10 protein-coding genes and 1 riboswitch are annotated in these 12,690 nt (G+C 65.0%); of the genes, 7 read left to right on the top strand and 3 right to left on the bottom strand.

Annotated elements, in window-relative coordinates; genetic code table 11:
- Positions 1-5: 5 nt before the first annotated feature.
- On the bottom strand, positions 6-1,091 hold the full coding sequence (locus FN060_RS16910) for an FAD-binding oxidoreductase (protein ID WP_142589101.1): 1,086 nt from the start codon (positions 1,089-1,091) through the stop codon (positions 6-8).
- A gap of 1 nt (position 1,092) precedes the next feature.
- Positions 1,093-2,337, bottom strand: a complete 1,245-nt coding sequence (locus FN060_RS16905) for an aromatic ring-hydroxylating oxygenase subunit alpha (RefSeq protein WP_142589100.1) — start codon at positions 2,335-2,337, stop codon at positions 1,093-1,095.
- Positions 2,338-2,694: 357 nt separating this feature from the next.
- On the opposite strand from FN060_RS16905, the gene FN060_RS16900 reads away from it, so the two are divergent.
- From FN060_RS16900 to FN060_RS16880, 5 genes are all read left to right on the top strand, one after another.
- Positions 2,695-3,789: a 5-methyltetrahydropteroyltriglutamate--homocysteine S-methyltransferase gene (locus tag FN060_RS16900; protein WP_142589098.1), complete on the top strand. Its 1,095-nt coding sequence runs from the start codon at positions 2,695-2,697 to the stop codon at positions 3,787-3,789.
- Between the two features lie 136 nt (positions 3,790-3,925).
- A riboswitch (TPP riboswitch) is annotated at positions 3,926-4,029 on the top strand.
- A 133-nt stretch (positions 4,030-4,162) separates the two neighbouring features.
- Entirely contained in the window at positions 4,163-4,921 is a 759-nt protein-coding gene (locus FN060_RS16895) for an ABC transporter permease (RefSeq protein WP_142589097.1), read from the top strand.
- 18 nt (positions 4,922-4,939) lie between these two features.
- Complete coding sequence (locus FN060_RS16890) at positions 4,940-5,884, top strand: ABC transporter substrate-binding protein (RefSeq protein ID WP_142589096.1); 945 nt, start codon at positions 4,940-4,942, stop codon at positions 5,882-5,884.
- Positions 5,885-5,985: 101 nt separating this feature from the next.
- A complete protein-coding gene (locus FN060_RS16885; protein ID WP_142589564.1) occupies positions 5,986-7,752 on the top strand; it encodes a TRAP transporter large permease subunit in 1,767 nt (588 codons plus the stop codon).
- Between the two features lie 11 nt (positions 7,753-7,763).
- Positions 7,764-8,762, top strand: coding sequence for a TRAP transporter substrate-binding protein (locus FN060_RS16880; protein WP_142589095.1), 999 nt, complete (start codon positions 7,764-7,766; stop codon positions 8,760-8,762).
- Positions 8,763-8,779: 17 nt separating this feature from the next.
- Here FN060_RS16880 and FN060_RS16875 read toward each other — a convergent pair whose 3' ends face one another.
- Positions 8,780-10,945: a DUF294 nucleotidyltransferase-like domain-containing protein gene (locus FN060_RS16875; RefSeq protein WP_210310697.1), complete on the bottom strand. Its 2,166-nt coding sequence runs from the start codon at positions 10,943-10,945 to the stop codon at positions 8,780-8,782.
- A 213-nt stretch (positions 10,946-11,158) separates the two neighbouring features.
- Here FN060_RS16875 and FN060_RS16870 point away from each other — a divergent pair, with 213 nt between their 5' ends.
- Together FN060_RS16870 and FN060_RS16865 are read left to right on the top strand one after the other, a co-directional pair.
- On the top strand, positions 11,159-12,265 hold the full coding sequence (locus FN060_RS16870; protein ID WP_142589094.1) for an NAD(P)/FAD-dependent oxidoreductase: 1,107 nt from the start codon (positions 11,159-11,161) through the stop codon (positions 12,263-12,265).
- 63 nt (positions 12,266-12,328) lie between these two features.
- Positions 12,329-12,685 (top strand): hypothetical protein, encoded by a 357-nt coding sequence (locus tag FN060_RS16865; RefSeq protein ID WP_142589093.1) that lies wholly within the window; start codon positions 12,329-12,331, stop codon positions 12,683-12,685.
- Positions 12,686-12,690: the final 5 nt, after the last annotated feature.

The raw sequence follows: 12,690 nt of genomic DNA, 5'->3' as shown, positions 1-12,690 counted from the left end.
GTAGGCTAGGCCTCGATCTCCACGTCACCCATAGGGCGGGAGCAGCAGGCGAGGATGAAGCCATCATCGATCTCGTCGTCGAGGATGCCGCCATTGTGATTCATCTCGACCTCGCCAGCTAGCTTGCGGACCTTGCAGGTGCCGCAGAGGCCGGATTCGCACGCTGCGGCGATACGCACGCCCGCAGCACGGGCCGCCTGAAGGATCGTGTGGCCCGGCTCGCAGGCCCCCTCCTTCCCGGAGGCCGAGAAGAGGATCCTGCTCGGTTCCACACCGCGATGGGGGTCGGCGGTGGCAATCGGCGGTGGCGGCGCAACCGGGTGAAACGTCTCCTCATGGTAGTGGCCCATGTCGAAGCCGGCACCCGAAAGCGACTCGCGAACTGTCGCCATGAATGGCTCAGGCCCGCAGCAGAAGACGGTGCGGTCGAGGAAATCGGGCGCCAGCAGCGCGATCTTTGCCTTGTCGATACGCCCCTTCAGTCCCGACCACAGCTGTCCGCGCGACAACTGCTCGACGATCAGGCCGAGCGTGAATTGCGGCATGTCGCGAGCCCGTGCCTCCAGTTCCCAGCGAAAGATGATGTCGTCGGGCGAGCGGGCGCAATGGAGGAAGGTGATGTCGCTGTCGGGCGACCGGTCGCCGAGGTCACGCGTCATCGACATCATCGGCGTAATGCCGGACCCGGCGGAGAGGAAGAGATATCTGTCGCCTGGATGGCGCGCATAGGAGAAGTCGCCCTGCGGCCCGAAGGCCTTCAGCGCCATGCCCGGCCGCAGATTGTCGAACATCCACCGCGTGCCGAGCGATCCCTTCTGTGCCTTCACGGTGACTGAGACCGTATACGGCCGAGAGGGACTGGAGGACAGCGTATAGGTCCGCATCAGCGGCTCCGGTCTGGCCGGGATCTCCAGGGTCAGGAATTGGCCGGGCAGGTAGCGGAACCAGACGCCCGGCCGGTCGGGCCGGAAGGTGAAGGTCATCACGTCAGGAGCTTCCGGCGTCACGGCGACGCACTCCAGCCGATGTTCCCGGTCCGACCAGGGGCGCATCTCGTCGATGTGGCGATAGGTCGGCTGCACCATGTTCATCTCATGCCACCGCCGAAAGCGGCGCCGCCCCACCCTGCAGGCGATTTGTCATGAAGGTCGTGTACCATTCTACGAACTGCATCACCCCGCCCTCGTGCTCGGGCGAATAGGGACCGGGCTCGTAGGCGGGCGAGCGGATGCCGAAGGCATTCTCCTCGACGATCCGCCGGTCCTGGTCGTTCGTCATGTTCCAGACATGCGTCAGTTCATTGAGATCGTAGTCCACTCCCTCGACTGCATCCCTGTGCACGAGCCATGTCGTCGTGACCGCCGTCTCCTCCGCCGATAGCGGCAGGACGCGGAAGGAGATCGCGTGATCGACGAGGATGTGGTTCCAGGTCGTCGGATAGTGGAAGAGCAGCATGGTCCCGATATGCGAGGTCGTCACTTCGTCCGACAAGGGCCGACGGACGGCTCTCCTGCCCGTCATCGTGTAGCTTTCGGCATCCTGGATCAGCGGCATGCGGGCGGTGCGGAACTGGCCCGAAGCGTCGATCCGGAATTCGCTGGGCAGCCCGGCCGCCTCGCAGCGTGCCCAATGCTCTGCAATGACCGGATCGTCTTTTGCGCCCTGGACGCCGGTGGCGCTCGGTGCCTCCGGATAGGTGCGGCAGAGTTCCGGATGGTTGCTGGCGCAGTGGTAGCATTCCCGGTTGTTTTCCCAGACGAGCTTCCAGTTGCCCTTTTCGATGATCGTGTTGCGATGGGCGACCTTGGCCTCCCACAGCCGGTGCGGCTTCATGTAGGGCTCGATCGAAGCGCGTACCGGTGCAAAATCGGTGGGCGTTGCGGCGAGGCAGACGAAGATATAGCCGGCGACGCTCTCGCAGGAGACAGGCTTCATCCCGAACTGTGCCTTGTCGAAGTCCTCGCCCATCTGCCGCGCGAACACCAGCGAGCCGTCGAGATCGTAGGTCCACTGGTGATAGGGGCAGACGAGCCGGGCAGATGCGCCGCGTTCCTGCGTGCAGACGCGATGGCCGCGATGGCGACAGGTGTTGTGGAATGCACGGATGACGCCGTCCTTGCCCCTGACGATCACGACGGGATAGTCGCCGACCTGGACGGTGAAGTAGTTGCCGGCGCGGGGAATTTCGCAATCATGTCCGATGAACAGCCAGTCCTTGTACCAGATCTCCTCGAGATCGACCCGATGGAAATCGGGATCGATGTAGAAGGGCTGTTCAAGGCTGAATCCGTCGGCTCGCGCCTTGAGCCGGCGAAGCATGTCGTCGCGCGCATCCATGTTCTTCATCCCTTTGCGGGACCGTTGGATGGCTTAGCTGCGCATCGGTCGCCTGTTGGCGCCGTCGCCCGATCGCCCACCGCAACAAGTCGCTCCGTATCGACTTTGGGCCGGTCATTCTCCATTCGATGCAACAACTGGTGCGGCGCCGAACACCTGCAGGCTAGCAGAGGAGGAGCCGTCCCGAGATGTTCTTCCGCGACATCGCCACTGCGCAAACGGAACAGTCGGACAGATCAACGATTTCCTCTCCGGTTCCGGCTCATCCTGTGGTATCGGCAAGGCGGTCGCCACGGAGGACGAGGATCGAGCCTTCTGATCCCGTCCGGAATGCGCGACATCAACTGGAGGATCAGCATGCCGACACCACCTTTCCGCGCCGACCATGTCGGCAGTCTTCTTCGCCCGCGCCCGATTGCCGAGGCACGCGCCGCCCGCGCCGATGCGGCGACCCTGCGCGCCATCGAAGACGCGGAGATCCCGAAACTCATCAAGATGCAGGAAGAGGTCGGCCTGAAGGTTGTCACCGACGGCGAAGCGCGTCGCGCCTTCTGGCATTTCGATTTCATGGGCATGCTTGACGGCATGGACATGGAGACCCGCGGAGAGGGCGTGCAGTTCCACGGCACGCAGATCCCGCCGGTGCATCCGGTGATCAACGGCAAGCTCGGCTTCCCGAAGGACCACCCAATGCTCGAACACTTCACCTTCGTGAAAGACCACACCAGTGTCTGCCCGAAGATTTCCATTCCCGGTCCGTCCTGCGTGCATTTCCGCACCGACCCGGCCGACGTCCGTCCTGCCGAGTACAAGGATCCAGACGTGCTCTTTGCGGATATCGCCGAGACCTATCGTCAGGCCGTTGCCGCCTATTACGCGGCCGGCTGCCGCTACCTGCAGCTCGACGATATCTTCTTCGCCTATCTCGGCGACCCGAAGCAGCGCGAGCAGCGCAAGGCCATGGGGCAGGATCCCGACTGGTTGATCGACCGCTATGCCTGGATGCTGGAAGAGGCGATTAAGGATCGTCCGTCCGACATGGTCATCGGCATGCACATGTGCCGCGGCAATTTCCGCTCAACCTACGCTGCCACCGGCGGCTACGACGCAGCCGCCGACGCCATCTTCAACAAGACCAGCGTCGATATCTATTTCATGGAATACGATACCGACCGTGCCGGCGGACTGGAGCCGCTGAAGCTCCTGCCGAAGGGCAAGAAGCGAATCATGGCTGGTTTCATCACCACGAAGACGGCGGAACTGGAATCGATCGACTGGCTGCGCAAGCAGTTCGAGGCGGCCTCCCAGTACGTGGACATGGATCAGCTGGGAATTGCACCGCAGTGCGGCTTCGCATCGACCGAGCACGGCAATGCGATCACCGAGGAAGACCAGCGGCGCAAGCTCGAGCTCGTCGTGAAGACCGCGCAGACGATCTGGGGAACAGCGTAAGGCTGTCCGCGAAGGCGGGCCCGACCGTCGAGGGCGGGTCTGCCGATCTCTTTGGCATGGAGGGTAATGAAGTCGGCACGCCTGAGCGTCGGCTTTGGACCCGGATTGACATGTCCGCGTGGTTCATGAAACATGGCGGTATTCCGAGGGGGGCATCGTAACGGTGCTGAGATGGCGGTGAGCCGGACCCTTGAACCTGATCCGGGTCATACCGGCGTAGGAACGGAAACGGCCTTTCGGCGCCAATTCTCTTCTCCGCTCTGCCTGGATCTCCGTGATTGACGTCGGGAGATCGAACCATGCCATACTCTTCAAGACCTAGCCCTCGGACAGGACGCCCGCCAGCCGCCTCATCGATGCGTTAGGTCGAGCCATGCCACCCCGTCACATGGGGATGGGACTCGTCGGGCTGCTGGTGCTCTGGCAGGCCGGCATATGGCTCTTCCATCCCCCGGCCTATATCCTGCCGCCGCCGGCGGACGTCCTTGCCGCCTTCGCCCGCCAGGGCGGTTTCCTGCTTCGCAACAGCCTGGTCACCATCGCCGAGATCGCCATCGGGCTCGCCTGTGGCGCCGTTCTGGGTGCGCTCGCGGCGCTTGCCGCCGCCGCCTTCCCCCGTGCCGGCCGGCTGATCTGGCCGGCCGTCCTGGTGCTGCAGGGGCTGCCGGTCTTCGTGCTGGCGCCGATCCTCGTGTTGTGGTTCGGGTTCGGGATCGCCTCCAAGGCCGTCATGGCGACGATCATCATCTTCTTCCCGGTCGCCTCCGCCTTTGCTGATGGCCTGCGCCGGACCGAACCTGCGATCCTCGATGCCGTTGCGCTGACCCGGGCGACCCATTGGCAGACCCTTCGCTACATCCGCGCGCCCCTGGCTCTGCCGGGCCTGATCTCGGGCCTTCGCGTTGCCGCGCCCCTTGCGCCGATCGGCGCCGTGGTCGGCGAATGGGTCGGGGCGTCGGCCGGGCTTGGCTTTGTCATGGTGCAGGCGAATGCCCGCATGCAGACCGACATCGTCTTCGCCGCCATGGTCCTTCTTGCCGTGCTCACCCTCGTGCTGCGGCTTGCGGTCGATGTCGCGACAGCCCGCATCATCCCATGGGCGCCGGAAGTCCACCACACCGATCCAAGATAGTTAGCCGGAGAAACATTCATGAGAATACATCTTCTTTCCTGGGCCGTCGCTGCCATGCTTGCCTGGCCGGTACCGTCCCACGCCGCCGATCGCCTGACGGTCATGCTGGAGTGGTTCGTCAACCCGGACCACGCTCCCATGATTGTCGCGCAGCAGAAGGGATTGTTCGAAGCGGCAGGCCTTGATGTGGAACTGATCCCGCCTGCCGATCCGTCCTCCGTGCCGCGACTGGTTGCGGCAAGACAGGCGGATGTCGGTGTCCATTATCAGCCGAACCTCTATCTGGACCACGCGGCCGGTCTGCCGCTCGTCCGCTTCGGCACGCTGGTGGAGACGCCGCTGAACACGGTGACGGTGCTCGCGGATGGTCCCGTCAAGACGCTTGCGGACCTCAAGGGCAGGAAGATCGGCTTTTCTGTCTCGGGCTTCGAGGATGCCATGCTGAAGCGCATGCTCGCCGCCGAAGGCGTGGCTCTCGACGAGGTGGAACTCGTCAACGTCAACTTCGCGCTGACCTCGTCGCTGCTCGGGGGGCAGGTCGACGCAACGGTCGGTGGATTCCGCAACTTCGAACTAACCCAGATCCGGCTCGCTGGAGGCGAGGCGCGCTCGTTCTTTCCCGAGGAGCATGGCGTGCCCGTCTATGACGAGTTGATCTTCATCGCCCACAAGGATCTCTCGGACGATGGTCGCCTGCGGCGGTTCCTCCAGGCGGTGGAAGAGGCCAGCATCTTCCTGACCAATCATCCGGATGAAGCATGGTCGCTGTTCATCGCGGCATATCCCGATCTCGACGACGAACTCAACCGCCAGGCTTTCCGCGACACCCTTCCGCGCTTTGCCAAACGTCCGGCTGCGCTGGACAGAAGCCGTTATGAGCGTTTCGGCGCGTTCCTGGCGGAGAGTGGGCTTATCGATAAGGCGCCGACCGTCGAAGACCTTGCGGTCGAAATCGGCGGATGATTGAAATGGTCTCCGGCTGCAGCGAGAGCAGGCAGGAAGTATCGGTGTCGTCGGGGCCTCATCCCGTCCCTCGGTCGCGTGCCTCCATCCATGCCACCCGGATGGCGCTGCGCGTCGAGCAGGTGCTGTCGGCAGGGGCGGGTCTGCTCCTCGCACTGCTTCTCCTGCTTGTCCTGGTAACCGTCGGCCTCCGCTATGGCGCCAGCACCGGCTTTGCAGGCACCGAGGAGGCCGCGCTCTGGCTCTTCCTGGCGCTCATCTGTCTTGGCCTGCCGCTCAGCCTGCAGGGGCCATTTTCGCTGAGGCTTGACATCCTGACCCGGCTGCTGCCGCACGAGGGGCGCCGGATTGCGGGCCTTTGCGCTGACGGGACGAGTGCGGCGGCAGGCTGTCTCCTCCTCACGGGCGGTGCCGAGGCTGCAGCGGCGCTCCGTTCCGTCTCGCCCGCTCTCGGCCTCCCTGAACATGTGCGCTTCTGGTGCCTCGCTGCAGGCGGAGCGCTCCTTCTTGCAATGCTGCTGCTGGTCCGTATCGGCGAGGGCAGGGGCTTCCTCGGCCTTTTATCAGTGGCTGCGGGTGCAGCACTTGCGCTTCTCCTGCCGCAGGCGGACCTTGGCTCAAGCATGCTGCCAAGCGCCGTTGCCGCACTTGCCGCGGGTGCGACGCTCCTGCTTGGCGCCCCGCTCGCCCATTGCCTGCTGGCCGGGGTCATGTTCGCGATCCCCTCTGGAAGCGGCTTGTCGGAGCCGGCCATCGTCTCCACCGCAGCATCCGGCATGTCGCGCTTCCTCCTGCTCGCCATTCCCTTCTTCCTGCTTTGCGGCGGTATGCTCACCCTCTCGGGAGCCGGAGAGCGCCTGGTGCGGCTGGCGCAAACCCTCGTCGGCCATAGGAGGGCCGGTCTGGCGCAGACTGCGCTTCTGACCAGCGTCTTCTTCTCGGGAGCATCCGGCTCTTCGGTCGCGAACGCCGCATTCGGCGCATCCACCTTCCACCCGCATCTCGTCAGTCACGGCTACCCCCCGGAACGCTCCGCGGCGATTATCGCGGCCACCTCTGTGCTCGACAATGTCATCCCGCCTTCGATTGCCTTTCTCTTGCTGGCAGCCGCGACGGATATTTCGGCCGGACGCTTGTTGATAGGCGGCGCCTATGCCGGGCTTCTCATGGCGGCCTGCCTGGCGGTAGCGATCCGTCTCGCGAACGGCGACAGCAACCGAAGCGCCCGGGCAACCGGCGCGGAGCGATCCCGCGCCCTGTTGGCTGCCGTGCCGGCATTGGGACTGGTGGTCGTGGTCCTCGGCGGCATCCGCTTCGGCATCGTCACCCCGACCGAGGCCGCAGCGGTCGCAGCCGGTTATGCGCTGCTGCTTGCTCTTGCAACCCGGCCAACTTGCGGAGGCCTCGCCTCAATCTTCCGGCAAGCTGGCGTCGAGGCGGCCGCAATCGGGCTCCTCATCGGCGCCGCCGCGCCTTTTGCTTTCCTGCTCGCGGTGGATGGCGTGGCCGGGACCGTCCTCGATCTCGCGGGGTCGCTTGCGGAGGCACCATGGCAGGTTCTCCTGCTCTGCAATCTCGTCCTGCTCGCCGCCGGCCTCGTCCTCGATACTGGCGCCGCGATCCTTCTTCTCGGCCCGATCCTGCTGCCGGTTGCCGTGGGCGCAGGCATCGACCCCGTCCTGTTCGGGGTGATCGCCGTGGTCAACCTGATGCTGGGAGGCCTGACACCGCCGGTCGGCATGCTCGTCTTCGTGGTCAGCGGCACGACAGGTGTTCCCGTGGGAGCCCTTTTCAGGGCGGTCATTCCTTATCTTGTCGCACTGCTCTGCGCCCTCCTCGTCCTCTGCCTTCTGGCACTGTTTTTCTGAAAGGATATCCGATGACTTCGATCACGCGCCGCACGCTTCTCGCCGCAGCCGGTCTGGCTCCCGCCTTCGCATCCCCCGCCTTCCTTCGATCGGCCTCGGCGCGCACGAGCGTCATCACGGTCGCGTCGCTTCTGGGCGAGGAGAAGCCCGAAACCCGGATCTGGCGCTGGATCGCCGACAGGGCGGAGGAGCGTCTTCCCGGACGCTTCCGCTTCCGGATCGTCCCCAATGGCGCTCTGGGCGGCGAGAAGGAGGTGGCGGATGGCGCACTTCTCGGCTCTATCCAGGCGAGCCTCTGCACCGTCTCGACCCTCACCGCATGGGTGCCGGAGCTGCAGATACTCGACTTGCCGTTCCTATACAGTGACGCCGCTCACCTGCGCCGCGTCGTCGGGAGCGACGTCGGCAGCGATCTTGTCCGCCGGCTCGCGAGTCACGGATTCGTGGCCAGCGGCTTCATCGACTATGGCGCCCGTCACCTCCTCGCCAAGGAGCCGATCACGCTGCCGGAGCAGATGCAGGGCAAGACGATGCGGGTGATCCAGAGCCGGCTCCACACGAGCCTCTGGAGCCGCTTCGGTGCGATCCCCGTCGGCATCCCGATCACCGAGACCTACAACGCCCTCTCCACCGGCGTCGCCGACGCCATGGACTTGACCATCTCCGCCTATGCAGGCCTGAAGCTGCATGAGGTCGTTCCCTACCTGACCCGGACGGCGCATATCCGCTCCGCGGGCGTTGTCTTCTACGCGGAGAACTTCTGGGATCGCCTCGAGGAAGAGGAGCAGCAGGTGCTTGCGGAAATATCCGCAGAGGCGAGCGAAGTTTTCAATGGCTGGATGGCGGCGGACGAAGAGGCCTCGCTCGACCTAGCTGTCTCGCAGGGAACGCAGGTGCTCCAGCCGGAACGGCCGGAGGATTGGCGGAAGACTGCCGAAACCCTCTGGCAGGAGTTCAGCGGCGTGGTCGGCGGCCGCGAGGTCATCGACAGCGTCCTCAAGCTCGCCTGAGCGGCACTGTCGACCACTCAAGGCACCTGCAGGAGGTCCCGCACGACATTGCGAACAAGGGCGACATGCTGGAGCGCATCGCGCAGCCGGTCCATGTCACGCCGGCTGAGTCTCGAAACGTCAACCGTGCCGCCTGGCTTCAGCCCGGCCTCGATATCGGTGATCTGCTGGGTCAGGATCAGGCGCATCAGGAAGCCGTGCATGTCGGCAAGCAAGGCCGCATCGGCCTGCGAGCGCCCGGCGGCCGCCGCGGCCTGCCGCAGACGTTCCGGAGTGGTATGGGCGAAGATGCCGTGGCGCAGGGCGACGACGCGTGCACCGGAGACGATCGGCAGAAGGGCGCCGTTCTTGAGGTCGACGCGTCCGCCATTGTCCTTACGAATGCGGCCGAACATGCCGAGCTGGCTGTAGCGTGCCGCGGCGTCCTCGCCAAGCATCCGCAGCAGATCGAGCGAGTGCCGCGCGACATGGGCGGATTCCAGACGAAGACTGTCCGCCAACCGGGTCGTCTTCGCCGACGAGACATAGGCAGGCGCAAGATCAAAGAAGATGTCGACGTTCGCCAAGCCCTGCCGCGAGGGTTCGCTCGCCCAGATACGCGCCTGCCGAAGCCAGTCCGCCTGGGTACGGCGCCAGGGACGGTTCTTCGCCATCACGCCGCCGCGACAGTAGTGGACGCCGGCGCGGTCAAGGATCTCGTTGACGCGGGTGGAAAAGCGGCTGAACCAGTCCCCGTCGGAATCGAGGTCGCCGTGGTAGTCGTCGTCGATCACGAGCGCATTGTCCTGATCCGCCGCCAGCAGGCTTTCGCCGCGGCCGGCCGAGCCAAGAACGAGCAGGGCGTACTCCGCCGGGGGCGGACCGTGGCCGGCCGCGAGTAGTTCCCCTTCGGCGATCTCCGCCGCGCGTGCCGTCATGGCCCGGCCTTCGGCAGCAATCACTGCCCCCACCGCCTGCGCATTGAGGCCATCGGAGATCAATCCCGAGGCGAGGGAAGGCAAGGCGGACTGGACCCGGGCAAGCTCGCGTGGCCTCGTCGCGGTGGCGATCTCGTCGCCCACCGTCAGCGTCGACAGCGCCCGCTCCCGCAGGAGCGTGCGCAAGGTGAAGACGCCCGCAAGATCACCATGTTCGTCGCGAACGCCGAGATAGCGAAGGTTTCGGCGGGCCATCAGGCCAAGGGCACGGTAGAGGAAGGTGTCCCCCTGGGCGGTGATGACGGGCGAGGTCATGATCGTGCCGACAAGCGTCGCCCCGGCCTCCGGACCCTTGTCCGCCAGGACCCGCAGGACATCCCGCTCGGTCAGTATCCCATGCGGCCCATCGGCCTGCCTGACGATGACGCAGCCTATGCCCTTGTCGGCCATCAGGCGGGCGGCCTCGTGCAGGGAGGCGCCGGCATCCACGGTGATCGGCGGACTGCTCATCACGTCTTCCAGCCGCTGCCGGTAAAGGAAGCTGTCGATCGCCCGCTGGCTGCCGACCTCGATCGCGGTGTGGACAAAATCCGGCTTGCCGGCCGGGCGCTCGAACCAGCCGACGCCCTGCTGCTGCTCCACGAGCGTCGTTGCAGAGCGTCCGAGGTTCTCCGCTTCGCCAAGGGTGCGGATGCCCTTGCCGAGGAGGCGCGGCTGCATTCCGGCATAGACCCCGGCCGTCGCAAGGGCGTCGCCCAGCGCCGTATGCCGCCCCTCGATCTGCACGCCATAGGTCAGCGCCAGATTGTCGAGCGACGGGCTGACCAGGCCCGGCGTGATCGCCACCGACATCAATGCGACGTCGAGCCAGCGGGGTTCCTTCCAGTGCACACCGTGGCGATGCGCCTCGTTGCGAAGCATCGCGAGATCGAAATTTATGGAGTGACCGACGACGACGCGGTTGCCGATGAAGTCCCTGAGCCCATCCAGGACTTCGGCAACACCGGGTCGCCCGGCGACGTCGGCATCCGAAAGGCCGTGCACGCGGCTGGAAGCCGGCGGGATAGGGATCCCCGGATTGACGATGACGTCGAAGACTTCGCTTTCCAGGATATCGGCGCCATGCATGCGCACCGCACCGATCTGGATGATGCGATCCTGGCGGACGTCGAGCCCGGTGGTTTCGGTATCGAGGACGACGGTGTCGAGGGCAATCAGCGGAGCGCTCGCACCGGCCACCGCCTCACCGGAAGTTCGTGGCGTCAAGCCATTGCCTCCATCCCGTCTATCGTCCCCACCATAGTTCCTGCTCGCCCGGTTGAAACCGGCTGCTCCCGTCACCAGACTCCGCCGGAATTATCCCTCCGGCAAGTAGACTTAAGACGCAACCGGGATGGCGGGAGGATAAAATGAGGGGCTTTGTCGACGATCCTTCCTTCGGTTATCACTCTGAAGCAGCATAGCATTGGAGAGGGCGACGTGGAGAAAGTGGATTGCGTGGTGGTCGGGGCGGGCGTCGTCGGGGTGGCAATTGCCCGGACGCTGGCGCTTTCCGGACGCGATGTGATGATCCTCGAGGCTGAACCGGCGATCGGAACCGGCACATCGTCCCGCAACAGCGAGGTCATCCACGCCGGCATCTACTATCCGGCGGACAGCCTGATGGCGCGACTGTGCGTCGCAGGCAAGCATGCCCTCTATCGTTATTGTGGGGAGCGCGGCCTGCCGCATCGCCAGTGCGGAAAGCTGATCGTCGCCACGTCCGCCGAAGAACTCGCAGTACTGCCGTCTATCGCGGCCCGGGCGACAGCGAACGGCGTGGACGATCTTAGACAGATTTCCGCAGCGGAGGCATTGGAGCTTGAGCCGGCGCTGTCGGCTACAGGTGCGCTGCTTTCGCCTTCGACCGGCATCATCGACAGCCATGCACTGATGACCTCGCTGCTCGGTGATGCGGAGAATGCCGGGGCACTGCTTGCCCTGCGGTCGCCCGTTCTCGGAGGGCGCGTGACGGAGGCCGGAATCGAGATCGAGGTCGGTGGCAACGAGCCCATGGCGCTGCGCTGCCGGCTGCTGGTCAACGCGGCGGGTCACGGTGCTCCTCTGCTGGCTCGATCGCTTGCCGGCATGCCGCAGGACCGGGTGCCGACGGGGTATTTCGCCAAGGGCAGCTACTTCTCGATGACCGGTCGCACGCCGTTCTCGCGGCTGATCTATCCGGTGCCGGTAAAGGGTGGGCTTGGCATCCACCTGACGCTCGACCTTGCCGGCCAAGGCCGTTTCGGGCCCGATGTCGAATGGGTGGACGGCCTCGACTACGAAGTCGATCCGACAAGGGCCGAGAGCTTTTACCGGGGCATTCGCCGCTACTATCCGGGTCTTGCCGACGGATCGCTGATCCCCGCCTATTCCGGAATCCGCCCGAAGATCGTCCCGCCGGAGATTGCGGCGCAGGATTTCGTCATCCAGGGGCCGCAGGCGCATGGCGTGCCGGGGCTCGTCAACCTGTTCGGCATAGAATCACCGGGGCTCACCTCCTGCCTCGCCATCGGCGAGCATGTTGGCGCGTTGGTGGATGCCGGCTGAGCGTGCTCCCCGGAACATTCCGTCAAGCTTGCTGTTCTTCCGGGAAGAACGGGAGAACTTTCCATGAAGACGCTGCTTGTGATCGCTGCCGCGGCCGCTGCGCTATCGATGCCGAGCCTTGTTCTGGCGCAATCCATCACGGATATCGGCGGCCGTGACTCTGGACCGCCGCCGCCGGAGGCTGAGATGCATCGTCCCGACCAAGGTCACGGACGGGATGTGGGCAAGGAGCACCGGGGCGCGCATTACAGGATTCAGGACGGCCGGATGAAGATTTCCTTCCGCTGCCCCGATGGCGAGCCAGCCCAGGATTGCGCTGATCTCCTGCTGCAGGTTCTCGACCGGCTGCAGGCTGGTGGTTCGTCGGAAGAGGGCGGCTATCGCGACTATGACCGTAGACGGCCCTACCGCGATCGCTGAGCCGA

Source organism: Pseudorhizobium halotolerans (genome assembly GCF_902153235.2).
In the GTDB taxonomy this organism is placed as follows: domain Bacteria; phylum Pseudomonadota; class Alphaproteobacteria; order Rhizobiales; family Rhizobiaceae; genus Neorhizobium; species Neorhizobium flavum.
Note: the sequence above shows the minus strand (reverse complement) of the source record. Positions and strands in the feature narration are given on the sequence as shown.

Excerpts from the sequence above, each read along its gene's own strand:
- FN060_RS16910 (WP_142589101.1), bottom strand. The coding sequence starts at position 1,091 with ATGAACATGGTGCAGCCGACCTATCGCCACATCGACGAGATGCGCCCC.
- FN060_RS16905 (WP_142589100.1), bottom strand. The coding sequence starts at position 2,337 with ATGGATGCGCGCGACGACATGCTTCGCCGGCTCAAGGCGCGAGCCGAC.
- FN060_RS16900 (WP_142589098.1), top strand. The coding sequence starts at position 2,695 with ATGCCGACACCACCTTTCCGCGCCGACCATGTCGGCAGTCTTCTTCGC.
- FN060_RS16895 (WP_142589097.1), top strand. The coding sequence starts at position 4,163 with ATGCCACCCCGTCACATGGGGATGGGACTCGTCGGGCTGCTGGTGCTC.
- FN060_RS16890 (WP_142589096.1), top strand. The coding sequence starts at position 4,940 with ATGAGAATACATCTTCTTTCCTGGGCCGTCGCTGCCATGCTTGCCTGG.
- FN060_RS16885 (WP_142589564.1), top strand. The coding sequence starts at position 5,986 with ATGGCGCTGCGCGTCGAGCAGGTGCTGTCGGCAGGGGCGGGTCTGCTC.
- FN060_RS16880 (WP_142589095.1), top strand. The coding sequence starts at position 7,764 with ATGACTTCGATCACGCGCCGCACGCTTCTCGCCGCAGCCGGTCTGGCT.
- FN060_RS16865 (WP_142589093.1), top strand. The coding sequence starts at position 12,329 with ATGAAGACGCTGCTTGTGATCGCTGCCGCGGCCGCTGCGCTATCGATG.